This window comes from Vreelandella zhanjiangensis DSM 21076, from assembly GCF_000377665.1.
GTDB classification, from domain to species: domain Bacteria; phylum Pseudomonadota; class Gammaproteobacteria; order Pseudomonadales; family Halomonadaceae; genus Vreelandella; species Vreelandella zhanjiangensis.
The window spans coordinates 114,818-139,082 of record NZ_KB898646.1; the positions used below are offsets into that span (position 1 = coordinate 114,818).

Sequence of the window (24,265 nt, forward strand, 5' to 3'; positions counted from 1 at the left end):
CAGTGAGTGCTCAGTATTAAAGCACTAATCCCGCAGGCTCATAATTCGCCATTGGCGCTCTTCAGCAACGCGACGAAGGGTTGCGTCCGGGTCAACGGCCACAGGATGGTCAACTTCTTCAAGCAGGGGAAGATCATTGTGCGAGTCGCTATAGAACCACGCGCCGTCAAGCGTAAAGTCCTTATCTTCTAGCCATTCATGCAGCCGGGTAATCTTACCTTCCCGGTAGCTGGGAACGCCGGAGACGCGACCGGTATAACGGCCGTTTTCGACTTCCGGATTGACCGCTATCAAATAATCAACGCCTAAACGCTCGGCAATCGGCGCGGTAATAAAGCGGTTGGTCGCGGTGATGATCAAAAGCGTATCGCCTTTAGTGCGGTGGCGAGCCAGCAGCTCTTCGGCTTTGGGTAAAATATGTGGCTCAATCTTACTGACCATGAACTGCTGGTGCCAGGCGGTTAGCTGTTCAGGGGTATTGTCGGCCAGAGGCTTCAGCGCCATTTCCAGAAACGCCGCCATATCCAGCGTGCCGGCATTGTAGTCGGCCATAAACCGTTCATTGGCTTCACGATAGGCAACCGGGTCCACCGCGCCTTGCTCAAGCAGGAACTCACCCCAGGCATGATCGCTGTCGGTGGATATCAGCGTATTATCCAGGTCGAAAATGGCCAGACTCACGGCGCTCCCCTTATAGTCGATAGTCGTTGATTTATAGGTATGCGTTTTTATACGTATTAGCGGTAAAACAAAGGGGCGGATTATCGCAGAGTCGTTAGCCCTTTCCCACCAAAGTGGGCAAGCATTAACGACTTAGCGTTATATTGTATTGATACGCTTGTCGCCCTTGTGGAAAAATGAGGATAACTGAAAATTTAATAAGGTGACGTCCGTGATCGACGCTGACGGCTTTCGTCCCAATGTTGGCATCATTATTACCAACAGCCAGGGGCAACTGCTTTGGGCGCGTCGTGTAGGACAGAATGCGTGGCAATTTCCCCAGGGGGGCATTAAAGCAAGCGAGACACCACAACAAGCCCTTTTTCGTGAGCTTTTTGAGGAGATCGGCCTGACCGCCGACGACGTTGATATTGTTGCCTGCACCCGGGGTTGGCTACGCTACCGTCTGCCACGACGCATGATTCGCACACATTCGCGGCCAGTGTGTATTGGCCAGAAACAAAAGTGGTACTTGCTGAAGATTCGCTGCCAGGAAAATCAAATTTGTATGACGGCCACGCCCAAGCCGGAGTTTGATGGGTGGCGATGGGTGAGCTATTGGTACCCGCTCGGGCAAGTGGTACCGTTCAAACGAGAGGTGTATCGACGCGCGCTAAGGGAGCTTTCTCCCCGGGTTCAGCGTTTGGCACAAAATGACGAAGGATAACGCGTGCTCCACGGTTTTGGATGAACCGTGAAAGTCTGTCGAAAAGATCCTCAGCGAGGCAAACAATAGTGAAAAGTAAAACGTCCATGCTTGAGGTACTGCGTCGTGTTATTCAGGAAGTTAACGGCGCACGCACCCTAGACGCCGCGCTGTCGACGATGGTACGCCGTATCCGAAAGGCCATGCAGACCGACGTATGCTCGTTTTATCTTTATGATAAGGAGCTTGACTCACTCGTTCTGATGGAAACAATCGGGCTACGTACCCAGGCCGTAGGCCGTGTCGTGCTACCGCTAGGGGAAGGGCTGGTCGGCATGGTCGCCAAGCGTAGCGAGCCTTTAAACCTTGAGGACGCTCGGACGCATCCGCTTTTTCGCTATTTCGAAGCCACCGGCGAGGAGCGCTATTCAAGCTTTCTAGGCGTGCCGATCATTCATCAGCGCCATATGCTGGGCGTACTCGTCGTTCAGCAAGCTGAAAAGCGCCGCTACGACGATGAAGACGAAGCTTTTCTGGTCACCATGGCGGCCCAGTTGGCAGGCGTGCTGGCCCATGCGCTGGCAACGGGTAATCTAGCGTGCCCTGCATTGCCCGGTGGGCAGGCGATGTTTAAAGGGGTGGCGGCCTCACCTGGTGTTGCCATGGGCGAAGCCGTGGTTATTGCACCGCCCGCTGACCTTAATAGCGTGCCCGACCTGATACCCAACGATCAAGCGTACGAGATTGCCCGGCTAAAAGAGGCTATCGCAAAAACCCGAGAGGAAATTCGCTCGGCGGGTGAGCGTTTGGCAAGCCGTATTTCCTCCCAGGAACTGGCGCTTTTCGATGTCTATCAGCAGATGCTGGGCGAAGCGGCACTTTCCGAAGAAGTTGAAAAGCGCATTCGCGAAGGCCAGTGGGCACCTGGAGCACTGGCAGACGTCGTAAGGCGTCACGTTCAATATCTTGAGCGGGTAGATGATGACTATCTGCGCGAGCGAGCTGCCGATATCCGCGACCTCGGTCGTCGTGTATTGGCCCACTTGCAGGAAGGTACTCCCTCAACACCGGAAACCTATCCGGATAACGCCATTTTAGTGGGTGACGAAATTAGCGTTGCCATGCTGGGCGAGGTGCCCCGCGATAAACTGAAAGGGTTGGTGTCCGTGCGTGGTTCCAGCACGTCTCACGTTGCCATTGTGGCCCGCGCGATGGGGATCCCCACGGTGCTGGGCATGGTAGATTTACCTTTGCCGCGCCTCAATGGCGCCCCGGTCGTTCTGGATGGCCATCGTGGTCGGCTATTTGTACGCCCGGCTGCCGATCTTAAAGCACGCTATGAAAGCCTGATCGCAGAAGAACAGGCGCTCAGCGAGCTTTTAGAGCACGAGCAGGATTTGCCGAGCGTTACCCAGGACGGCTATGAGATGCCGCTGCTGGTCAACACCGGCTTGGCCGTCGATGCTGCCGCGCTACTTAAAAACCGGATTGCGGGCGTAGGGCTCTATCGTACCGAAGTGCCGTTTATGATCACCGAGCGCTTTCCCGGTGAGAAAGAGCAGATGCGTATGTATCGCGAGCAGCTGGAAGGCTTTGCGCCGTTGCCAGTTGTAATGCGCACGCTGGATATTGGCGGCGATAAAGACCTGCCGTACTTCCCCATTGAAGAAGCTAACCCCTTCCTTGGCTGGCGCGGTATGCGGGTAACGCTGGATCACCCCGAAGTGCTTATGGTGCAGCTGCGTGCCATGTTGAAAGCCTCCCACGGGCTTAATAACCTCTACGTGCTTTTCCCGATGATTACCAATGTCGAGGAAGTCGACGAGGCCCTAAGGTTGCTGGACCGTGCGATTCTAGAGCTGGGGGAAGAGGGCATTACCATCAAGCGCCCCAAAGTAGGCGTGATGATCGAGGTTCCGGCGACCATCTATCAGATGGACGCATTGGCCAAGCGGGTCGACTTTTTCTCTGTGGGCAGTAACGATCTGACCCAGTACTTGCTCGCGGTTGACCGCAATAACCCCAGGGTATCCAGCCTTTACGACGCCTTACACCCGGCGCTGTTAGGCGCTTTGCAGGAGCTTTCGCAGGATGCAAAGCGCCTTAATAAGCCTATTTCCCTGTGCGGTGAGCTGGCGGGTGATCCTGCCGGTGCTTTGCTGCTCATGGCGATGGGCTTTACCGGGCTTTCAATGAATGCACCAAGCTTGCCCAAGGTGCGTGCCGCCATTCGTCGGGTAACGCTTCACGATGCCAAGGCGCTGTTAGCTGAAATCATGGCCCTGGACACCCCCGCGCAGGTACATGAGCATATCAACAAGCGTATGGACGAGTGGCAGCTTTCTCACTTGCTCCCCCCAAGGGATTAAGCAACAGGATTAAGCATCTATACGCCAAGGGTCGTTTCGCCTTCAAACCGACCCTGCGGGCCAAAGCGTTGCTCCGTGATGACGATATCTCCCTGGTGATCGAGCGTTAACCAGGTCGTTGCCCGCGTGCCATAGGTCTCACCGATAATAAACGCAGCTGAGAGCTGGCGCTCAAGTGCCAGCTCAATGCCTGTATCAGGTAGCAGGGCGTCTGGCGCTTGCTGGGGATTATGCAGCGCATGGCCCACGCCGCAACGCCAGCTATCTAGTGAGCTTTGCTCGAGTGCTTCGCGTACGTTTCGAAGCTTGGGCCAGGGGGAGTTTAAGTCCGCGTTGGAAAGGCCGTGCACGCCAGGAGGCACATCGCTAAGCGTAACCCTATTCCGGCCGCGGTGAAGGTGCCAAAGGCGGTGGGGTGTGGCGACCAGTAAATTAAACCCGGCATAACGATCAGCCTTGTGTTGGGCAAGGTCTGTCAGCCACTGGTCAATATCATCGCATTGAAGTGCGTTGGCAACGAGCTCACCTCGGCTGGGCGCCTCGGTGGGGGTGATTAGCGCCATATCGCGAACATTGGTCAGCGCGGCCACGCGGCCACCCTTTATGCCAGCAAGCCACGAACCGCCCGCTTCAAGGTCACGCCCGCCTAGAATGGATGGGTTATCTACCCAGTGATGTAACGCTGCGGTGGGTCGGGCATGGCGCTCATCGCGATTCCCCGCCAAGCGCAAGGGGAGCGCTGTGCCAGGGTGCCAGGCGAAAGCCATTAAGCACATATCGTGTCCTCAAACTGCCAACATGGGTCATTATCTCCATCTACAAGCGCAGCATGACAGCTAAAGGGCATGGTCGTACACTTGAGATAGTCGTACACTTGCGCATGTAATGTAACGCTCATCACCTCATCGGTGTGAATTGACTTAAGCCAATTGGGAAGGCGCGAACGCATGCAACGCAATCGCGAAGAGCATTTCTGGAATGCCATCATCTGGCCCATTCTCTGGCCAATGCTACTTATCCAGGCCACGTTGATCGTGTTGTGCCTTTTGGTAGGTCTCGCCGTTTGGTGGATGTCGCCAAGCGAAGCCTCCTGGAGTACCACCTTGTGGCTGGCGCTTGCGCTGTTGCTGGGCAGCTCTATGAACGTGGGCGCGTTTCTGATGCTGGTGAAAGCCCGTGCCAAGCAGAAGGATATGCACTTCATGCAGGAGTTACAGGGCCTTGAGCGCCATAGCGAAGCGCTGCGTCTTGCAAGCGCGTCGATACTGCCGGATAACGCACTCACCACTCCCGCCATCGAGACAAGCTACGTGCGGCCATTGAAGCGCTTGGCGCGGGTCAACGAAATGCTTTCAGGCCTTGTACGCACGATTAGTGGCGCCCAGCGGCTCAATAGCCCCGCCGAGCATGTTAAAGAAGATCATGAGCAGGCACTCCTGGATGATCTACACCATCAGCAACAGCAGCTTAAACACCTTATGGCAGGGCGCGACCGTGCCAGAGAGGAGTCACGTTTAAAGTCAGGCTATTTAGCCTTGCTTCAGCGTGAGACGCATGACCTCAGCGACCATCTAGGCCATATCCTGGAAAATGACGAGTGTCAGGCATGCCGTCAGCAAATTTTGGATATACGTGAGCGCCTGGCTGATGTGCGCGCGTTGCTCATCAACCTGGTGTACCAAAGTGTTAATGATGAAGACCCCGCCCCCGCTGTGGCAGCACAGAAAAGTCGTGCGTTGCGCGTGCTGGTTGTTGATGATGGCCCCGTTAACCTTATGCTGGCGCGACAGATGCTGGAAGCGCACGGGTTGAACGTTGAAGGGGTAAGCAGTGGAGAACAAGCGCTCGAACGCCAACAAACCACGTCATTTGATTTAGTCTTTATGGATATTTTTATGCCCACTCTGGACGGCCTGGAAACCACCCGTCGCTGGCGTGCCTATGAGCAGAAAAACGGCAAGCATCGCAGCATCCTCGTTGCCCTAACGGCTAATGCAGACAATGCCGGGATTGCTGAGTGCGAAGAAGTGGGCATGGATGACTTGCTTACCAAGCCGTACCAACCTGAAAAGTTACTCGGAATGATTTCAAAATGGCTGCCCGGCGCGCCCATTAAGGCGCCTAACCAATGAGCGCACTGGCAATGCTGTTAGGCTACCTGGGGCTGGGCGCGGCGGCGGGCACCATGGCAGGGTTATTCGGCGTCGGTGGTGGGATTATTATCGTCCCCGTACTGATGTTTGCGTTTGGCCTGCAGAATATTTCTTCAGAGATCACCATGCACCTGGCGGTAGGTACATCGCTTGCTACCATTGTAGTGACCGGGGCGTCCTCAGCACTTGGGCACTATCGCAAAGGCAGCGTTCATCGCGCCTGGTTTTTGGCATTATTACCAGGCCTTATGATGGGCGCGATTGGCGGCGTGTTTATCGCTGGTAATCTCTCCGGCACCGTCTTGGGCATGCTGTTTGGAATCTTCGTTTTGCTCTTGGCCGCCAAAATGGTGTTTGGCTTATCTCCCAAGCCAGGGTTCGTTGCGCCGGGCAAAATCGCTATGTCGGTGGCCGGTGCAGTGGTGGGGGCTATTTCAGCATTATTTGGTATTGGCGGCGGCGCCATGACGGTGCCGTGGCTATCCCGGTGTGGTGCGACGATGACCCAGGCCGTGGGCACCTCTGCCGCCTGCGGATTGCCGATTGCCGTGGTTGGGGCGATCACTTTTATTATCATGGGGTGGGGCAACCCGCTCTTACCTGCCTGGGCCACCGGGTTTGTTATGTGGCCAGCCTTTTTTGGCATTGTGTTAACCAGCGTACCGTTCGCACGCATTGGCGTTCGCCTTGCTCACGTCTTATCTGCCCGCGTATTAAGGCTGGGCTTTGCGCTGCTGTTAACAGTGGTCGGCCTACGCTTTGTATTAGCCTAATGGGCGCCATAGTCGCGCTGCATTTTTTTCTTCCTGAGTGATTAGAGTATTTCGATGATTAACTACCCAGCAATTGACCCCGTGGTGTTCTCCCTTGGGCCACTGCAAGTGCATTGGTACGGCTTGATGTATGTGGTGGGGTTTGTCGCCGCCTGGTGGTTAGGTTGCAGGCGTGCTGACCGCATTGGGCTCACCAAGGATGATATTAGCGATCTATTGTTCTATTGCGCTATCGGCGTTGTAGCCGGCGGGCGGTTAGGATATGCGCTTTTTTATGGGTTAGGGCAGTGGTCCGCCGATCCGCTATGGATTTTCAAAGTGTGGGATGGCGGTATGAGCTTCCACGGCGGCCTATTAGGGGTGCTCTTGGCCGCCTGGTGGTTTGCGCGCCGCAAGCAGCTTGCCTTCTTTGCGCTTACCGACTTTATCGCACCGCTGGTGCCGATTGGCTTGGGCGCTGGCCGCATTGGCAACTTTATCAATCACGAATTGCCGGGGCGAGTCTCTTCGCTGCCCTGGGCCATGCCTTTTCCCGGCATGGGGCCAGAACCGCGCCATCCGTCAGCGCTTTATGAAGGGCTGCTCGAAGGCCTCGTGCTGTTTGTGATCTTATGGTGGGTATCTGCAAAACCCCGCGCGCGAGGCTTTATTTCCGGGCTGTTTTTGCTCGGCTACGGTGCGTTCCGCTTCCTGGTTGAATTTGTCCGCCTGCCGGATGCGCACATCGGCTTTATCGCGTTTGGCTGGGTCACCATGGGCATGCTGCTAACCTTGCCCATGATCGCGTTAGGCTTAGTGCTTATGGCGTGGTCGCGTTCACAGCCGGTAGATGCCAAAGTTTAAGAAGTTAATTCATTAACGCGCTACGGGCTGTGCAACCACCTGGTTGAATAGTTTCGTAGCGCGGTGTAAGCGTCAGCGCACCCGCGAATGGCCGCCGAAATCCAAACAGTACGGGAGTCTCATACGTTCGCCCCTTGCGATTCGTTATCACTCGCCACCACCCGCCATTACTTCCCCGCGCTAGACCCTCGCAGGCATGCAGCCTAGAATACCTCCCTATATCGCCTGCAATTTTTGGAAACCTTGTGACCGTTACAACGCCTACGTCAAATATGACCATGAACACCAGCGTCCAGCCTGCGCTTGAACAGCCGTATTTGGATCTAATGCGCACCGTATTGGAGCACGGCGTGGACCGCAACGACCGCACCGGTGTGGGTACCCGTTCGGTGTTTGGGCATCAAATGCGTTTTGACTTATCACGTGGATTTCCACTGTTAACGACCAAAAAGCTGCATTTGCGCTCTATCATTCATGAGCTTCTGTGGTTCTTGAAAGGCGACACCAATATTGCCTACCTCCAGGAAAACGGTGTGCGCATCTGGGACGAGTGGGCCGATGATAACGGCAACCTGGGGCCCGTATACGGCTACCAATGGCGCAGCTGGCCAGACCCCAAAGGGGGAAGTGTCGATCAGATTGCTAAAGTGCTGGAGCAGATCCGCACGACGCCTCAATCGCGCCGTCTGATCGTTTCCGCCTGGAACCCCGCTCAGGTCGATGAAATGCAGCTGCCGCCTTGCCACTGCTTGTTCCAGTTTTATGTGGCGAACGGCCGACTGTCTTGCCAGCTTTATCAGCGCAGCGCCGATATTTTTCTCGGTGTGCCGTTTAACATCGCAAGCTATGCACTGTTATTAAGCATGGTCGCGCAGGTAACCGGGCTTGAGCCGGGCGAGTTTATTCATACACTGGGTGATGCACACCTTTATAGTAATCACTTTGACCAAGCGAAAGAGCAGCTGACACGTGAACCGAAAGCAGCACCCAAGCTGGTGCTTAACCCCCAGGTAACGGATCTGTTCGGTTTCAGCTTTGATGATATTCAGATCGAAGCGTATGACGCTCACCCCCATATAAAAGCCAAGGTAGCGGTATGAGTTCTTGTAACAGTCCTAACAGTTCTTATAACAGCGAGATCGACCCTCTGGTGCCCGTTGCCATGATTGTGGCAATGTCAAAGAACCGTGTGATCGGTGTAGAGGGCAATCTGCCCTGGCACTTGCCTGAAGACCTTAAGTTCTTCAAGCGCATGACCCAGGCAAAACCGCTGGTAATGGGACGTAAAACCTACACTTCCATTGGCAAGCCCTTGCCTAACCGGCTTAATATAGTAATAACGCGTAATAAAAACTTTGCGCCTGACGGTGTACGGGTCTGTCATGACTTATCCGCTGCACTAGCATTGGCCGACCAGCAGGCCACCATAGATGCTGCTGAAGAAATAATGGTAATGGGCGGAGGGGAGATTTATCGTCAGGCATTACCGTACGCACAGCGGCTTTATATTACCGAAGTCGATATCGAAGTGAGCGGCGACGCTGAATTTCCTGAATTGAAAGCAGATGAGTGGCGGGAAGTACAGCGTGTCGCTGGAACGCCCTCCGAAGGCAAGCCACCGTACGATTTTGTGGTTTATGAGCGCAACGCTGACTGAAAAGGTCAAAGGAGAGGGTATGACCGCCAGTGTAATGCATCTACTAGACAGCTTAGAGTCGCGCCTTGAGCAGGCTCAGGCCGAATTACAAAACCTGCGTAATGAAAACGCGCAGCTAAAACAGCAGTTAGTAGAGCAAGCCGTAACGCTCCAAAAAACGCTTGAAGAGCCTGGCGTACCTGCACAAGAAGCGCGTGCGCCTGAATCTGGGCCTGCAGCGTCTGAGCCAAGCGCAGCGCAGCAGGATGTTTCTGAGTCTCTAAGTTCTGAGCCCATGAGTTCTGAGCCTATAAGTTCTGAGCCCATGAGCTCTAAGCCAGCGCTTGATAAGCAAACACAGGATGTGCAGGAGCAAGAAGCGGCATCTCAAGCACCTGTTGTTGAACAACCCTCACCCCACAGTCTTTTGAAAGAGTGGTACCAACGTTACCCGCAGGCTTTCTTTAAAGGGCACACCAAACCTTTAAAAATAGGTATTCATCAAGATCTTGCCGCCCGAGAACCGTGGTCTGGAAAGCTGATTCGTCGCACATTGGCAAACTACGTTAACTTGCCGCGATATCTGAAATCAGTGCGTGAAGGAGTGGATCGTATTGATTTAGACGGTCAGCCAGCAGGGAAGGTCGATAAAGAAGCCTCTTTGCATGCCAACGACAAGCGTAACGAAAAGCAAGCAAAGGGTCAGTCAAAGGGCGCGCAAGAGGTAGCCAAAAAAGATCTGAAAAATGAAACAGAACAAAAGGTTGATGCGCCTAAGCAAAATAAATCTAGCAATGTTGCGCATTCAGAAGCTAAAAAAACTGAGCCACAAAAGCCACTTAGCTTGGAAGACAAGTTGAAGGGCTTGCAGCAAAAATTTGAAGTGCGCTGAGACCCGCATGCATCCCATGGGTTCCATAAAAAAGCATAAATCGTAAGAGAACACTGTTTTTTTCTATTGCGTTCCCTGGAATCCCGGTATAGAGTTTGACCTGCGAGCATTGGACTATAACAAGGTTTGATTGAGGATGTGCCACATACCGCTGGGAAAAACCAACGGATGCGAAAAACGAGCATAGCCCACAGGCCAACTGCTGAAGGCTCTTTAAAAAAGCCCGGCAGCTACGATCGAAACAGTAAGCTAGTAAAGGAACCTACATCATGAAAAAGACACTTTTAGCGACTGCTATCATTGGTGCCCTGGGCGCTTCTGCTGCCGCCCAAGCAGCCACTGTATATGACCAGGAAGGCACCAAGCTTGACGTCTATGGCCGTATCGCCATGGGTATCGCCGGTGGCGGCCCCGAGTTTAACGATGCTGGTCAAGAAATCGATGACGGCGTTGAGTTCGTAGACGTTTACTCGCGTCTTGGTCTGCGCATGAGCCACGAAGTTACTCGCGACCTGACTGCTTTCGGTCGTCTTGAGTGGCGCTTCCGTGCTGACGAGCGTCGTAACGGCGAAGCATTCCGTGAAACGCGTCAGAGCTACCTCGGCCTGCAAAGCGACCAGTTCGGTACTTTCCAAGCTGGTAACTTCGACAGCTTCTACAACCAGTTCGTTTCTCTGCCGTTCGACGTTTACATCGATCAAGGCCTTGAATTTGCTGGTCACCCGAAACAGTCGCGTGGCGACTCTATCGGTTACTACACGCCTGACCTAGAAGGTTTCACTGCGTTCCTGCAGCTGAAACACTACAGCGAGCGCGGTCGTGTTGAAGGCGTAACTACTACTGACGAAGGTTCTGTAGTTGCACCGCAAGGTGGTGTTCGTTACGCACAAGGCCCGGTTACTGTAGGTCTGGGTTTTGTTGAAGACGTACAGCGTGGCGGCGGTAACGGCGAAATGATGTACGGCCTGATCGGTCAGTACGCGTTCACCGACCAGTTCTCTGCTCGTCTGGGTTACGAAACTCGTGACAACAACAGCGGCTACGATCTGCGTACTGCTAGCGACGAAAACGGTTACGACAAAGTTGGCCTGGGTGGTACGTTCACCACTGGTCCTTGGGCATTCACCGGCGATTTCTACAACGTAGAGCGTGACGGTGCAGAAACCAGCAAGTCCTGGGCTCTGGGTAGCTACTACAAAGTTTCCAGCGCGTTTGACGTATTCCTGGAAGTTGCCGATGCTGATGCTTCTAACCGCATCAACAGAGACACCAATCTGGGCGACGTAATCCCAGATCTGACTGAAGACGTATACTGGCTGACAGGCGCTCGTTACCACTTCTAAGCCTGGCTTAACTGCCACGCTTTAAAGGTAACCTGCCTAGCAGACCTAATAGAACCGGCCTCTTTTGAGGCCGGTTTTTTTATACTTCTTTATTACCCCACCCAGTGAAATAGCGCTTAATGAAATGTGTTTGATCGTAAATATGTCATCTTGATGACGTTTTGCTTTTCATTGATATTGTTATCTTATAACATTGTTAGCGCTTACGCTGCTTAGCCGGTTTCCTTTACCGGGTGATTTAAGCAGACTAAAAAGCGTAGCGCTTCCCAGTTGCTACGTTATTAAAGTACTTAAGGGATCAAGATGAAAAAAACGTTACTTGCGACTGCCGTTACAACCGCTTTATGGGCAGGCGCCGCGCAGGCAACCACCGTATATGATCAGGATGGTACAAAGCTGGATATCTATGGGCGTATCTCCATGGGTATTGCTGGGGGTGGCGCCGATTTTGATGGTGATGGCAATAAGGTAGATGACGGTGTTGAGTTCGTAGATGTGTATTCACGCTTGGGCTTTCGTATGAGCCAAGAAGTGACCTCTGACCTAACCGCATTTGGTCGGTTGGAATGGCGCTTTTCTGGAGATGAGCGTCGTACAGATCAAGGCTTTAACGAGCTTCGTCAAAGTTATATAGGTCTTGCCAGTCAGCAATACGGAACATTCCAGGCGGGTAGCTTCGATAGCTTTTATGCTCAGTTCGTTTCCTTGCCGTTTGACGTCTACCTGGACCGTGGGCTGCTGTTCAAGTCATCGGGCATCCAGTCGCGCGGTGACTCTATCGGTTACTACACGCCAGAGCTCAATGGTTTTACTACCTTTGTGCAGCTCAAGCATTACAGTGAGCGTGGGCTCGCGGCTGAAGAGCAAAGCGGAGAGGGCAGTGTAGTTGCCGCTCAAGGTGGTGTGCGCTATCAGCAAGGCCCGCTCAGCGTTGGGTTTGGGGCTGTTGAAGACGTCGTGCGTGGCGGCGGCAATGGAGAAATGCTTTATGGTCTGATCGGCAGTTATCAAGTCACAGATCAATTCGCGGCGCGCCTGGGGTATGAAACGCAAGATGAAAGCGATGTTTATGGCGGCGGCTTTGATACCGTAGGGCTAGGCGGTACTTACTCGACAGGGCCCTGGGCATTCACTGCCGACTATTACAATGTTGAGCGCGACAGCCAGGATAATAGCAATGCCTGGGCCGCAGGCGCTTACTATAAAGTGTCCTCAGCGTTTGATGTATTTGTAGAAGTTGCCGATGGCGATGCGCCTAGCGTTAATCGTGATACTCGCTTGGGTGAACTGACCGATAACGTATATTGGCTAACCGGGGCACGTTATTTGTTCTAAATAATCGCTAATGTCTATTATAAAAGCGCCTTACCTTCTGTAAGGCGTTTTTTTTATTTAATATGCACGTGACCTGTCTTATTGGGCTTTATGTTCACTATTGCTTAATTAGCCTGATGTATTTGGCTTTTTATGCTGTCTTTGCGCTGCCATGGCGAAAAAAGTACTTTTTAGAAATTAGCTGCTCCGTTGCCTGCTAAATGCAGGCACGTGTCCGTTAGAAAGCTCCCGTAAATAGAAAATCGTGACGACTTATTGGTATGGAGACTCACTCGCGAATCCCCTACAATGGCGGCTGGCTTTTTTATAGTAGGGGTTTGGCCAGCTTTCATCCCGCAAATGGATAGGGCAAGGGAATGCGCCCGTACTAATCCCTGGGCGGTAGCGTGCCTTTTTTCTGGAATTAACACTATGTCAAATACCTCTTTATCGATGGCACGGCCAGCTCGTATGCTGCTGGTCGCGTTTAGCGTTGCCGTGATTAGCGGTTGCGCTACCTACCCCAACGGCACTCAGCAGCAAGCGCAATACGTACTGAATAACGATCCTGGCAAGCTGTTGAACGATGACAACCTGAATAGCTTTCTCTCCCAGTCACCTGCCGGTTCCGTGATTAATCTGGTGACTAGCCCATGGGGGAGTAACGTTGAAGTCGTCGCCGATGCATCGTACCTGGCGGCAAGCGGTCGTGAATGCCGAAAACTGCGGGTTGTAGAAGCAGGTAGCAGTGCTCGTTCAGCGCTGGTATGTGAAACACCGAACGGCTGGGTGAACCAACGGGCAGTTACCCAAACGGATAATCTATTACAAGGGCGCTATTAATGAACGTTTCACGCCTACTCAAGCGATTTTCACCTAAGCATCCTTTAGCCATTCTGTCGCTTGCATTGCTTGGCAGTACGCTAAGCAGTACGGTCTTGGCACAAAGTATCAGTCTGCCTAATACCATTATTCCTGAAGATCAGGCCCGCGCTCAGCAGGAACAAGTCAACGATACCCCTAGAGCCGATTGGCGTAGCGGCACCTATGGCCCCGTTTCAGCGCCCATGCAAAACCCGGATGCATTGCCGCCGTTTGGCGCCAATCTGTTCACTGGCGGGTTCCGTGGGGCGATGGGCGACGGCCTGAACTCTGATTACCAGGTAAAACCGGGCGATCAGGTAACCGTACGCGCCTGGGGCGCATTTGAGTTTGACCGCGTACTGCCGGTCGACGCCCAGGGCAATATTTTCATACCCGGTTCAGGCCCGCTTAACATTGAAGGCCAGAACAGCCAGCAGGTGGATAACAGCGTACGCCGCGCGATTACCTCGGTGTACCCGGATAACGTAGAGGTTTACACCAACCTGCAGGGCGTTCAGCCTGTTGCCGTATTTGTAACCGGCTATGTGGATAGCCCCGGTCGTTACGCTGGCACCCCCAATGACTCCCTGCTGTACTTTCTCGACCAAGCGGGCGGTATCGACCAGGATCTGGGTAGCTACCGTCAAATTCGCGTCATGCGTAATGATCGCACCGTGGCAACGGTCGACCTCTACGACTTCCTGATAAACGGCACCATTGCCCGCCCGCAGTTTCAGGATGGTGACACCATTGTGGTCGAAGAGCGCGGCCCGGCCATTGCGGTGGGTGGCGATGTCCATCGTGAACATCGCTACGAGCTGTTAGGCAACCAGTTAAGCGGTGCCGAACTTGTTAACCTGGCTCGATTAAAAAGCGGGGTTTCTCATGTGTTGTTGCGGGGCAGCCGCGAAAACGGCCCCATTGCGCAATATTTTCCTATCGATATGTTCTACGGCCAAACCATCCGTAGCGGCGATGAAGTAATGTTCAGCGCCGACAAGCGCAGCGAAACCATCGTGGTCGAAGTGGAGGGCAGCTACTACGGCCCCTCGCGCTATGCGCTACCCCGCGATGCGCGTTTGAGCGAACTGCTGGATGCCATTGCGGTGCCCGAAAACATGACCGCTGTTGAAAGCATTTCACTGCAGCGTGAAAGCGTAAAAGAACAGCAGCGCCAATCCATGGAAGACAGCCTGCGCCGCCTGGAAACCACCTACCTAAGTGCCTCTTCAAGCACCAACGAAGAAGCCCAGGTGCGTGCCCAAGAAGCGGAGTTGATTCAGAACTTTGTACAGCGTGCCCGGGAGCTCGAGCCCAGCGGCCGCATGGTCGTTGCCTACGACGGGCGCATTTCCGATATCCGCCTGCAGGATGGCGATGTTGTCACCATTCCTGAAATCAGCGATTCCATGCTGATCAGCGGTGAAGTGTTGGTGCCCCAGGCGGCCGTTTACCGCCCCGGCATGAACGTGATCGACTACATCGAAAGCGCCGGTGGCTTCACCAACCGCGCAGACGACGACCACATCCTGATCGTCCGCCAAAACGGCGCGGTAGAAAACGCCCGCAGGGTGAACCTGCGCCCAGGCGATGAAATCATAGTCATGCCCGCCGCACCTACCCACAACCTACAGCTAGCCGCCACGCTCACGCAGATCCTCTATCAGGTAGCCGTTGCCACCCGTGTAGCCGTTGATCTGTAATTGTTGGTGAATGGTGAGTAGTTAATAGTAAATGGTAAATGCGAGGCCCCGTAGCGCGTGGTAACGAGCGCAGCGAGGCACCCGCGAATGGGCGGCGCTAGCCGCCCCAAGCCTGCATAAGTAACAAACGTAGGACAAACCCAATGGCCGATAACCCAACGGCACCCCGCGGCGCCCGTTCGCCCTGGCAAGTAACCCGCAGCGTGTGGTACGCCATGTTTATGCGCGAAGCTATTTCGCGCACCATGGCTGATCGCATGGGCTGGTTTTGGATGATCTTCGAGCCGGTGGCCATGGTAGGCATTATGGTCGGCATTCGCAGTTTTATCCGAGGTGATCGGCTGGTCGTCAATGCCGAGTTTATTCCCTGGCTCATCGCAGGATTGATGGGTTTTTATCTGGTGCGCGAAGGAATGATTCGCGGCATGGGCGCAATAGAAGGCAACAAAGCATTGTTTGCCTACCGTCAGGTTCAGCCCGTTGACCCTGTGCTTACGCGTAACTTTTTAGAAGGCATGCTGCGCACATTCGTTTTTCTGATTTTTATAGTTGGCGGTATGATGCTCGGCCAGGATATGTACCCGGATAACGCTATTCGCGTCATGGCAGCCTGGTTTTCACTCTGGAGTCTGGGCCTAGGACTTGGGCTTTTTACATCCGTAGCTTCTGCGCTCGTTCCCGAAGTAGGCAGAGTGATAAAGATGCTGTCGCTTCCCCTGCTAATACTTTCGGGAGTAATTATACCGCTTAATAGCCTCCCGCATTGGCTGCTTAAGTACTTGATGCTAAACCCCATTCCTCACGGATTGGAAACTCTGCGCCTAGGGTTCTTTGAAAACTACCATGTGGTGCCGGGCACCGATATGCTTTACTTCTGGCTATTTACGCTCTCGCTCATCGCCCTGGGGCTTATCATGCACCTGCGCTTTATTGATCGGTTAAAGGCAAGCTAATTCATGCACTCACTTCGTCGTTTTGTTACCCAATCGCCTCACTGGGCCATCGCGCTGCTTGCCATATTGCTAGTATCCTTTTACTGGTTTATCTGGGCGGAAGACCGCTATGTATCTCGCGCGACGGTTGTACTGGATAGCCCTCAAGTGGCCACGCCGGAATTCAGCCTCTCTTCACTAATGGGGAGCGGTGGTGGCGGCAACACCCACGACCTACTGCTGCTGCGTGAGCACCTGCTTTCTGTGGATATGCTCCGCAGCTTGGATGACGCGCTCGGCTTTCGCGAGCACTACAGCGAACATGGTGATATTTTCGCTACCCTATGGAACGCTGACGCACCCATCGAAGAGCTGCACAAATACTACCTACGCCGGGTTAATATCGAACTGGATGAGTATGCTGGCGTACTCAATGTTGAGGTGCAGGGCTATACCCCCGAGTTCGCCCACGATATGGCTCAAATGCTGTTGGAAGCTGGCGAAGACCATATGAACCAGATGGGCCACCGCCTGGCAGATGAACAAGTACGCTTTCTGGAACAACAGATGGTCCGCCTGGAGGAGCGCTTTCGCGAGACGCGCTCTGAGCTGCTGGATTTCCAGAACGAGTATGGCCTGGTTTCACCCACTACCACTGTGGAAAGTTTGAACCAGGTAGTGGCCACGCTGGAAGGAGACTTGGCCCGCCTGCAAGCCCAGCGGGATGCACTCGCAAGTTTCCAGAGTTCGCAATCCGCTGAGCTGCGCCAAGTAGAGCGCAACATCACCGCACTGCGTGATCAGATCAGCGAACAGAGTGAGCGCTTGGCCCAAGCCGCCGGCGGCGCCCTAAACCGCGTCTCCGCCGAATATCAAACGCTGGAACTGCAAGCCCAGTTCGCCCAGGAAACCTACTCCAGCGCCCTGGCATCTCTCGAAAACACCCGCCTTGAAGCCGCCCGTCAACTCAAACAGGTAAGCGTGCTGCAAAGCCCGCTGTTCCCCGAGTACCCCACAGAGCCCAACCGGCTTTATAACAGCAGTGTCTTTGCTATCATTACTATCTTCCTGGCCTTTATCTTCAGTATGATATTGATGATTGTGAAAGATCACCGAGACTAAAAGTGGTGAGTGGTGCAGGATGCCTGATTTCGATGGTATTGCCCGGGCGGCCAACCGCCGCCACTCGCGGGTGCCTTTTTGCTCGTCCCTCGCAAAACGTTACCACGCGCTACATATGGGGCTTATACGCCGTATCAGAATTTCTCAACTGCCTGAGAATGCATAAACCATCGTGAGTGATGGGTTTCGTAGCGCGTGGTAACGAATTCGTGAGGAACGAGCAAATGAGGCACCCGCGGAAGAAGACGCACAGCGGCTTCCAGATACGGCTACGTAACTGATCAAAATGAAGGAGCTTCATGCTCGATATTCTCCACCACGGCGGCGCTACCGGTGTCACAGGCAGCTGTCACCAGCTGATACTCAACAGCGAACATTCACTCCTTATTGATTGTGGCCTTTTCCAAGGCGAAGACGCCGCCAAAGACAGCTTCGAACAGCTACAAATCGAATTTGATATTGCAACAGTTAAAGCCTTGGTCATCACCCACGTGCATATCGATCACGTAGGGCGGTTACCGTATTTGCTGGCGGCGGGTTTTAAAGGTCCAATTATTTGCTCAGAGCCTTCCGCCAAGCTACTGCCGCTCGTTATTGAAGACGCGCTTAAAATTGGCTTTACCCGCAATGCTGATCTCATAAATCGTTTCCAGGCCCAACTTGAATCACAGATTGTCAGCGTGCCCTATGGTAAATGGCACAGCGTTGTTAATGATTCTATCGGCACAACACGCATAAAACTTAAGCGGGCAGGGCACATTTTAGGTTCTTGCTACGTTGAAGTGGCTTATCAGGATGCAACAACCCGTGAAAAAGAGCGTGTAGTATTTTCTGGCGACCTAGGCGCCCCTCACGCACCGCTGTTACCTGCGCCGCAGTCACCGCATGGATGTGACCAATTGGTGCTGGAAAGCACCTACGGCAACCGTACTCACCCTGACCGCCGCCAGCGCCAAGCAGTATTAAAGAATGCGATAGAACACGCGCTGGCTAACGGCGGCACCGTAATAGTGCCCGCATTTAGTATTGGCCGTACTCAAGAATTGCTCTACGAGCTTGAAGGTATTGTTACCAGCGCTAAAAAAAGCCAGTGGAAAAATCTGGAAATTATTGTCGATTCACCGCTAGCCGCACGCTTTACCAAGGTTTACCGCGAGCTAAAACCTTTTTGGGATAAAGAGGCGCAGACACGCTTGGCCAGCGGCCGTCATCCGCTCAACTTCGCCAATCTATACACGGTAGATAGCCACGCAGAGCATGAGCAAACGGTTGAGTACTTAGCCAAAACAGGCAGGCCCGCCATCGTAATTGCCGCCAGTGGTATGTGTTCAGGCGGGCGTATCATGAATTACCTAAAAGCCATGCTAAGTGATGCTCGTCATCAAGTACTGTTTGTAGGCTACCAGGGCGCAGGGACGCCAGGGCGGGATATTCAGCAATATGGCCCTAACGGTGGCTGGGTAGTCATCGACGGCGAACGGATTGATATAAATGCCGGTATAACCTCTATCAGCGGCTACTCCGCCCACGCGGATCAAAAAGATCTGCTCAACTTCGTAAAACGCATGCGCCACTGGCCCAGCACCATCCGTCTGGTGCATGGTGACCAACCTGCCCGTGAAACCTTGAAAAGAGAACTGGAAAGCCTCTATAAGAACAAAAGCAAGAGCGTAACGGTGATGAGCTAGCCAGTCCCAAATGTGTGCTTCTCACGCGTAAAGTATCCTAAAAAAGCATGGAATTTAAATCCCATTTGGAATTCGCTGCAATGGAAGATTGGAATAGTAATTTTGAGAAAAAAGCTTCTGATAAGGAATACCTTTCTTTAATAAAATTATCCGAAGATGTTTTAGGACAGGAAAGCTTTACTGCTTGGCACTATATCCAATATATATCCGCCTTATATTCATTAGGTTTAAAAGGGAGAGGTGCAGAAGTCACTCTTGAAGCGATTGAAATATTTCCAGATGATCTTTCATTAAGAATTCAATATGCTGAGAATGCGATGTTCTCTTCTAGCTGGGACGCCGCAATTTCACGCTGGCAGTATATAGTAAATAATTTTAACAGTTACCCAGAAGGCGTTTTTTGGAGATTGGCGCTTTCTTATATCAAAGCGCTCAGGTTTAGGGAAGCCAGACGCATAGCCGATGAAATTGAAAGCAAATATGGTGTTAGTCAAAAGCTTAATGATTTGATGTCATTAATTGACTCGTCAGAAGCACAAAAGTATATAGTTGATGTTAGAGTAAAGTCGTCGCATTATCCTTGCCATATAGATAAAGTTACAGAAAATAAAAATATAGGGAAAAGTAAAGATTTTATAAAGTATAGATTATTTGGCTGGGTAAAAGTTCCGAAAGGAAAAAAATGCCTATTAGCAGTCAAAAATAATAAAAATGAAGTGGTTTATCTCGATTTCAATGTTAATAGGGGCGATGTTAAAAAGCATTTTGAAAAGCAGGGTGATGATAATGTTGAAGTGAAATGCGGCTTTGACTATTACATCGATATTTCTGAAGGCGCTTACATAGGTATCTTGGTAGAGGAAACCGAAGAGTGGCTTTTACAGCTTGAACTCATTGGTTTACAAAGTGTCTTGGAAGGAGAAAAAGGTTGGCTTTTTCTAGATAACGACGCCAATGAAAGTGTTAACCAGTTCACTGGCAAAGCATTACTTTCTGAAGATATGTTCTTAGCATGGAAGATATATGCCGATAATCTTCTTGAATTTCAGAAAAGATTAAACCTTATACATTTTGTTGCCAGCTCAAAGGAAGCCGTGCTTCCTCAGTATTATCCTCACCCAAGAGGCTCTACAAATGTTTTTGAACAAGTAAGTGGTCTGCTTAAGAGTAAGCAGGTTAATAGCGTTAGTGTTACGAAGTTGATGTCGAATAAAGAAGGTGCTTATTATAAAACAGATACGCATTGGAGCGATTATGGTGCTTATTTGGCTTACCTTTCCATTATGGAAAGAGGCGGCTTTAAAGAGGTAATTAAAAATATTAACTTCAACGAAATCGAAGTCACAGGAGACTTAGGTTCAAAGCTGCATCCTGAAAGAAGATCCCTAAAGAAAGTACACTTTTATGATGGACCCAAGGCTGTATGTGTTTTTGATAATAGAGTTTCAGGTGCAGGATCCATAACGATTTGGAAAAATCCTGATGCGTATTACTCCAAAACAGCAGTGTTGTTTGGAGATAGCTTTTTGAAATCTGGTTGCTTGGCGAATTATTTTACTTATTCTTTTGTCCGTGTAGTGGTTATAAATCTACCTGGCTCTTTAATTGAAGAAATTGTATCTTATGAATCGCCTGATGTTGTGGTTGTGCAAACTAACGATAGATATCTTCTAACGCCCGGTAAGATATATGAGAAAGTAAGTTCTCACGAATCGCCCGTTTCTCTAAAAGTATCGTCTTTTTCGGAAATGGAGAGGAATGATATGATGAAAAATATTTCAGCCTATTCCGAAGAGCATTTTTATAAAAATAAAATGTTAGAGATTCTCGATAAATTGTCTGATCGTAAATCAAAAGCTAGTTGTTAGAAATTGTTTTTATTTAAGTTTAGGTGCTGAAAAGTAGCGACGGCAACTGCATCTATCTGGATTACCAAAAACACTGCGCTGTGCTGGAAAAGCCCCGCGTGGTGTAGGTAGAGTCACAAATGTCGAACCCCAAATATCACTGGCTTTCAATAGTACATGATCGAAATCAAACACCTCTACAAGCGCTACCATAATCACCATGGCAGCGATTGGGTACTCAAGGATATCAACGTCACGATTCCCAGCGGTGTAAGCGTCGGGTTGATCGGCGCCAACGGTGCCGGTAAATCGACTTTGCTGCGTCTAATTGCCGGCATGGATTCGCCCGAACGCGGGGAAGTCATTCGCCATAGCCGAGTTTCCTGGCCCGTCGGTCTTACCGGCGGTATGCAGAGTAATATGACTGGCCGCCAGAACGCCAAGTTTGTTGCGCGCGTGCAAGGTAGCAGCTCCGAGGAAGTACAGCGTGTTATTAATTTTGTAGAAGACTTCGCTGAAATAGGCTCAGCTTTCGACGAGCCTATTCGCACCTACTCTTCAGGTATGCGCTCGCGCATATCTTTTGGCTTATCGTTGGCATTCGATTTTGATGTCTATATTTCCGATGAAGCTACCGCTGTCGGCGACCGCGCGTTTAAAGCGAAAGCCAAAGAGCTTTTTGAATCTAAAATAGGCAAAGCCTCTTTGATAATGGTGTCCCATTCGGAAGGCATTCTGAAAGACCTTTGCCAGGCCGGTTTATACCTCAAAGGTGGAAGTGCCTATTGGTATGACGATATTAACGAAGCTATCGCCGCCTATCACGCCGATGTAGACGCGAAGAAAAAAGCCGGTGAAAGCGATTTACCTACCGATGTTATCGGTGCAAGGCACTATCTGGCTGAATGTCACCAGATTCTGAAAGGTGCCCAGGAAACCTTGAAAGATCTGGTAGAAGAGGGTGCGCCTGAGGAACAAATCAAGGCCGCCAGGCAGGAAGTCGATACGGCGGGCAAAACGGCCAGAGAAGTCCGCTTGCACCTGGAAGCATTGGAAGAAAAACAGCGCAACGAAAAGCAGAAGTCAGCTTAAGCCACAAACCGAACGCCACTGTTGTTTAATAAGCGCAAAGTAGATGAAAAATATGCACGTTAAAACCTTTTTAATTACTGGCGGTGCCGGTTTTATTGGCTCTGCGGTAGTGCGTGAACTGATTCACAATACTAAGCACACCGTTGTTAATATCGATAAGCTTACCTATGCAGGCAATCTTGAATCACTTGCCAGCATTGAAGGTAGTGATCGGTATACCTTCGAGCAAGCTGATATTTGCGATGCACAGGCCATGCAGCGGCTATTTGAGAAGTATCAGCCCGATGTGGTGATGCATCTGGCAGCAGAAAGCCATGTAGACCGCTCTATCGATGGCCCCGCCGAGTTTATTCAAACCAACGTGGTAGGCACCGCCGTGCTGCTGGAAGCCGCCCGCAGCTATTGGAATGGTTTGGAAGGCGAGCGCCGGGCGGCGTTTCGCTTTCACCATATCAGTACCGATGAAGTATACGGCGACCTGGAAGGCACCGACGATCTTTTCACCGAACAGACGCCCTATGCGCCAAGCTCCCCCTATTCCGCCAGCAAGGCCAGTTCGGATCACCTGGTACGCGCCTGGCAGCGCACCTATGGCCTACCCACATTAGTAACTAACTGCTCCAACAACTACGGCCCGTACCACTTCCCTGAAAAGCTCATCCCGCTGATGATCCTCAACGCCCTGGCAGGCAAACCCCTGCCGGTATACGGCGACGGTCAGCAAATCCGCGATTGGCTTTTTGTTGAAGACCATGCCCGTGCACTCATCAAGGTCGCCACCGAAGGTAGCGTAGGTGAAACCTACAACATCGGCGGGCACAACGAGAAAGCCAATCTCGCGGTCGTCGAGACCCTTTGCGACCTGCTGCAAGAACTAGTGCCCCAGGAAACGTCATACCGTGAGTTGATCACCTTCGTTACCGACCGCCCAGGGCACGACGTACGCTACGCCATCGACGCTAGCAAGATCGAACACGAACTCGGCTGGGTGCCACAAGAAACGTTTGAGACCGGCCTACGCAAAACCGTGCAGTGGTACCTAGTCAACGAAACCTGGTGGAAACGCGTACAAGACGGCAGCTACCAAGGCCAACGCTTAGGCAGCCTATAAACCAGTAACGTATGCGGAAGGCACTATGGAGCTGGCGCACCATACCCGTAGCGCGTGGTAAGCGCCAGCGCACCCGCGGGAGCACCGCATCAGCGGTGCCGAAGTGGGCACGGCGACATAATCAAGGCGGCTGGCGCCGCCCCCGCGGGTGCCTCCAACGCTCGTTCCTCGCGCTTACGTTACACCGCGCTACGAAAAGGCACATATCAGGTTTTGTAGCGCGGCGTAAGCGTTAGCGCACCCGCGGGATAGCTTGAAGCGGGGCACCAAAAAGGATTTACCCATGAATATCTTCATCACCGGCGGCAACGGCCAGGCCGGCTTCGAGCTACAACGCCAATTTGCCATCTTCGGCAACATCCTTGCCCCCACACGCCAGGAACTCGACTTAACCAACGCCCAAGCCGTTGATACCTATCTTGCCAAGCACAAACCCGCTCTAATCCTCAACGCCGCTGCCTACACAGCCGTTGATAAAGCCGAAAGCGAACCCGAGCAGGCAAGGCGTTTAAACGCAGAGCTACCCGCGCAACTGGCCCAATACGCCGCCCAGCAAAATATTACCCTGGTGCACTACTCAAGCGACTACGTATACCCCGGTAACGGCGAAACGCCATGGCAGGAAGATAGCCCCACTGGCCCGCTAAGCATATACGGCCAAACCAAGCTGGAAGGGGATAACGCCATCACTGAAAGCGGCGCCAACCACCTGATTTTTCGTACCAGCTGGGTATACGCCGCTCGCGGCAACAACTTTATGAAAACCATGCTGCGCCTGGGCCGCGAACGCGAAGCGCTAAGCATCGTGAACGACCAGATAGGCGCGCCAACCCCCGCACGCCTAATCGCCCAAGTCACAGCGCTTGCTTTCACTCCTCACACCTCACACCTCACACCTCACTTAACATCTGGCATCTACCACTTGGCCCCACACGGCGAAACCAGCTGGCACGGCTTTGCCTGCGAAATCTTCAGCCAAGCCGCCAAGGCAGGCCAGGAGCTGGCGATTACGCCCGAGAGCACCACTGGCATACCCACGGCAGACTACCCAACCCCAGCCCAGCGCCCGCTCAATTCACGTATGGGCCTGGTGAACCTTGAAGCTGCGCTCGGGGTCACACTACCCACTTGGCAACAACAGCTAGCGCTAACGCTACGCGAATACTGTGAAGAGTGAAGGGTAAATGAGTAGGGTGTCGATGCCCTTACGCCTCACT

21 protein-coding genes are annotated in these 24,265 nt (G+C 52.4%); 19 read left to right on the forward strand and 2 right to left on the reverse strand.

Translation table 11 applies throughout. The features are described from left to right. Nucleotides 1–24: 24 nt before the first annotated feature. Nucleotides 25–681 carry a histidinol-phosphatase gene (locus tag D467_RS0100445; protein ID WP_018915528.1) on the reverse strand — a complete coding sequence of 219 codons (657 nt, stop codon included), beginning with the start codon at nucleotides 679–681 and terminating at the stop codon, nucleotides 25–27. Nucleotides 682–892: 211 nt separating this feature from the next. Between D467_RS0100445 and D467_RS0100450 the strand changes: the two genes are divergently transcribed. Together D467_RS0100450 and ptsP are read left to right on the forward strand one after the other, a co-directional pair. Then, the gene (locus D467_RS0100450) at nucleotides 893–1,387 is read left to right on the forward strand and encodes an RNA pyrophosphohydrolase (protein ID WP_018915529.1); all 495 of its coding nucleotides are present in this window, start codon (nucleotides 893–895) and stop codon (nucleotides 1,385–1,387) included. A gap of 86 nt (nucleotides 1,388–1,473) precedes the next feature. Continuing rightward, nucleotides 1,474–3,735 (forward strand): phosphoenolpyruvate--protein phosphotransferase, encoded by a 2,262-nt coding sequence (gene ptsP / locus D467_RS0100455; protein WP_018915530.1) that lies wholly within the window; start codon nucleotides 1,474–1,476, stop codon nucleotides 3,733–3,735. A gap of 17 nt (nucleotides 3,736–3,752) precedes the next feature. Here ptsP and D467_RS0100460 read toward each other — a convergent pair whose 3' ends face one another. Further along, a complete protein-coding gene (locus D467_RS0100460; protein ID WP_018915531.1) occupies nucleotides 3,753–4,511 on the reverse strand; it encodes an NRDE family protein in 759 nt (252 codons plus the stop codon). A 171-nt stretch (nucleotides 4,512–4,682) separates the two neighbouring features. On the opposite strand from D467_RS0100460, the gene D467_RS0100465 reads away from it, so the two are divergent. The 17 genes from D467_RS0100465 to rfbD all read left to right on the forward strand — a co-directional run bounded on the left by D467_RS0100465 (nucleotide 4,683) and on the right by rfbD (nucleotide 24,225). Further along, nucleotides 4,683–5,867: a response regulator gene (locus tag D467_RS0100465; protein WP_026285540.1), complete on the forward strand. Its 1,185-nt coding sequence runs from the start codon at nucleotides 4,683–4,685 to the stop codon at nucleotides 5,865–5,867. After that, nucleotides 5,864–6,661, forward strand: a complete 798-nt coding sequence (locus D467_RS0100470) for a sulfite exporter TauE/SafE family protein (protein WP_018915532.1) — start codon at nucleotides 5,864–5,866, stop codon at nucleotides 6,659–6,661. The genes D467_RS0100465 and D467_RS0100470 overlap by 4 nt, the downstream gene beginning before the upstream one ends. Nucleotides 6,662–6,715: 54 nt before the next feature. Further along, nucleotides 6,716–7,504, forward strand: a complete 789-nt coding sequence (lgt, locus tag D467_RS0100475) for a prolipoprotein diacylglyceryl transferase (RefSeq protein ID WP_018915533.1) — start codon at nucleotides 6,716–6,718, stop codon at nucleotides 7,502–7,504. 272 nt (nucleotides 7,505–7,776) lie between these two features. Further along, nucleotides 7,777–8,604 carry a thymidylate synthase gene (locus tag D467_RS0100480; protein WP_018915534.1) on the forward strand — a complete coding sequence of 276 codons (828 nt, stop codon included), beginning with the start codon at nucleotides 7,777–7,779 and terminating at the stop codon, nucleotides 8,602–8,604. Next, complete coding sequence (locus D467_RS0100485; RefSeq protein WP_018915535.1) at nucleotides 8,601–9,161, forward strand: dihydrofolate reductase; 561 nt, start codon at nucleotides 8,601–8,603, stop codon at nucleotides 9,159–9,161. The genes D467_RS0100480 and D467_RS0100485 overlap by 4 nt, the downstream gene beginning before the upstream one ends. Before the next feature lie 19 nt (nucleotides 9,162–9,180). Further along, entirely contained in the window at nucleotides 9,181–10,032 is an 852-nt protein-coding gene (locus D467_RS0100490; protein WP_018915536.1) for a ProQ/FINO family protein, read from the forward strand. Between the two features lie 269 nt (nucleotides 10,033–10,301). Next, the gene (locus tag D467_RS0100495) at nucleotides 10,302–11,375 is read left to right on the forward strand and encodes a porin (protein WP_018915537.1); all 1,074 of its coding nucleotides are present in this window, start codon (nucleotides 10,302–10,304) and stop codon (nucleotides 11,373–11,375) included. A gap of 303 nt (nucleotides 11,376–11,678) precedes the next feature. Further along, a complete protein-coding gene (locus D467_RS0100500) occupies nucleotides 11,679–12,710 on the forward strand; it encodes a porin (protein ID WP_018915538.1) in 1,032 nt (343 codons plus the stop codon). A 411-nt stretch (nucleotides 12,711–13,121) separates the two neighbouring features. Continuing rightward, a complete protein-coding gene (locus D467_RS0100505; protein WP_018915539.1) occupies nucleotides 13,122–13,532 on the forward strand; it encodes an RT0821/Lpp0805 family surface protein in 411 nt (136 codons plus the stop codon). Next, the gene (locus D467_RS0100510) at nucleotides 13,532–15,256 is read left to right on the forward strand and encodes a polysaccharide biosynthesis/export family protein (RefSeq protein WP_018915540.1); all 1,725 of its coding nucleotides are present in this window, start codon (nucleotides 13,532–13,534) and stop codon (nucleotides 15,254–15,256) included. Before D467_RS0100505 ends, D467_RS0100510 begins: the two co-directional genes overlap by 1 nt. 143 nt (nucleotides 15,257–15,399) lie before the next feature. Further along, the gene (locus D467_RS0100515) at nucleotides 15,400–16,209 is read left to right on the forward strand and encodes an ABC transporter permease (RefSeq protein WP_018915541.1); all 810 of its coding nucleotides are present in this window, start codon (nucleotides 15,400–15,402) and stop codon (nucleotides 16,207–16,209) included. A 3-nt stretch (nucleotides 16,210–16,212) separates the two neighbouring features. Beyond that, a complete protein-coding gene (locus D467_RS0100520; RefSeq protein WP_018915542.1) occupies nucleotides 16,213–17,310 on the forward strand; it encodes a KpsE/RkpR family capsule polysaccharide export protein in 1,098 nt (365 codons plus the stop codon). Nucleotides 17,311–17,609: 299 nt separating this feature from the next. After that, nucleotides 17,610–18,998, forward strand: a complete 1,389-nt coding sequence (locus D467_RS0100525; RefSeq protein ID WP_018915543.1) for an MBL fold metallo-hydrolase — start codon at nucleotides 17,610–17,612, stop codon at nucleotides 18,996–18,998. Nucleotides 18,999–19,078: 80 nt separating this feature from the next. Continuing rightward, entirely contained in the window at nucleotides 19,079–20,866 is a 1,788-nt protein-coding gene (locus D467_RS0100530; RefSeq protein WP_018915544.1) for an alginate O-acetyltransferase AlgX-related protein, read from the forward strand. 156 nt (nucleotides 20,867–21,022) lie between these two features. Continuing rightward, on the forward strand, nucleotides 21,023–21,937 hold the full coding sequence (locus tag D467_RS0100535; RefSeq protein WP_018915545.1) for an ABC transporter ATP-binding protein: 915 nt from the start codon (nucleotides 21,023–21,025) through the stop codon (nucleotides 21,935–21,937). A gap of 52 nt (nucleotides 21,938–21,989) precedes the next feature. Further along, nucleotides 21,990–23,048: a dTDP-glucose 4,6-dehydratase gene (gene rfbB, locus D467_RS0100540; RefSeq protein ID WP_026285542.1), complete on the forward strand. Its 1,059-nt coding sequence runs from the start codon at nucleotides 21,990–21,992 to the stop codon at nucleotides 23,046–23,048. A gap of 283 nt (nucleotides 23,049–23,331) precedes the next feature. Then, the gene (gene rfbD / locus D467_RS0100545; RefSeq protein WP_018915547.1) at nucleotides 23,332–24,225 is read left to right on the forward strand and encodes a dTDP-4-dehydrorhamnose reductase; all 894 of its coding nucleotides are present in this window, start codon (nucleotides 23,332–23,334) and stop codon (nucleotides 24,223–24,225) included. The last annotated feature ends 40 nt before the right edge of the window (nucleotides 24,226–24,265 follow it).

Coding starts and splice junctions, on each gene's coding strand:
- D467_RS0100525 (WP_018915543.1), top strand. CDS start 17,610: ATGCTCGATATTCTCCACCACGGCGGCGCTACCGGTGTCACAGGCAGC.
- lgt (WP_018915533.1), top strand. CDS start 6,716: ATGATTAACTACCCAGCAATTGACCCCGTGGTGTTCTCCCTTGGGCCA.
- D467_RS0100500 (WP_018915538.1), top strand. CDS start 11,679: ATGAAAAAAACGTTACTTGCGACTGCCGTTACAACCGCTTTATGGGCA.
- D467_RS0100490 (WP_018915536.1), top strand. CDS start 9,181: ATGACCGCCAGTGTAATGCATCTACTAGACAGCTTAGAGTCGCGCCTT.
- rfbD (WP_018915547.1), top strand. CDS start 23,332: ATGAATATCTTCATCACCGGCGGCAACGGCCAGGCCGGCTTCGAGCTA.
- D467_RS0100520 (WP_018915542.1), top strand. CDS start 16,213: ATGCACTCACTTCGTCGTTTTGTTACCCAATCGCCTCACTGGGCCATC.
- D467_RS0100485 (WP_018915535.1), top strand. CDS start 8,601: ATGAGTTCTTGTAACAGTCCTAACAGTTCTTATAACAGCGAGATCGAC.
- D467_RS0100515 (WP_018915541.1), top strand. CDS start 15,400: ATGGCCGATAACCCAACGGCACCCCGCGGCGCCCGTTCGCCCTGGCAA.
- rfbB (WP_026285542.1), top strand. CDS start 21,990: ATGCACGTTAAAACCTTTTTAATTACTGGCGGTGCCGGTTTTATTGGC.
- D467_RS0100510 (WP_018915540.1), top strand. CDS start 13,532: ATGAACGTTTCACGCCTACTCAAGCGATTTTCACCTAAGCATCCTTTA.
- D467_RS0100460 (WP_018915531.1), bottom strand. CDS start 4,511: ATGTGCTTAATGGCTTTCGCCTGGCACCCTGGCACAGCGCTCCCCTTG.
- D467_RS0100480 (WP_018915534.1), top strand. CDS start 7,777: ATGACCATGAACACCAGCGTCCAGCCTGCGCTTGAACAGCCGTATTTG.
- D467_RS0100495 (WP_018915537.1), top strand. CDS start 10,302: ATGAAAAAGACACTTTTAGCGACTGCTATCATTGGTGCCCTGGGCGCT.
- D467_RS0100535 (WP_018915545.1), top strand. CDS start 21,023: ATGATCGAAATCAAACACCTCTACAAGCGCTACCATAATCACCATGGC.
- ptsP (WP_018915530.1), top strand. CDS start 1,474: ATGCTTGAGGTACTGCGTCGTGTTATTCAGGAAGTTAACGGCGCACGC.
- D467_RS0100505 (WP_018915539.1), top strand. CDS start 13,122: ATGTCAAATACCTCTTTATCGATGGCACGGCCAGCTCGTATGCTGCTG.
- D467_RS0100470 (WP_018915532.1), top strand. CDS start 5,864: ATGAGCGCACTGGCAATGCTGTTAGGCTACCTGGGGCTGGGCGCGGCG.
- D467_RS0100465 (WP_026285540.1), top strand. CDS start 4,683: ATGCAACGCAATCGCGAAGAGCATTTCTGGAATGCCATCATCTGGCCC.
- D467_RS0100530 (WP_018915544.1), top strand. CDS start 19,079: ATGGAAGATTGGAATAGTAATTTTGAGAAAAAAGCTTCTGATAAGGAA.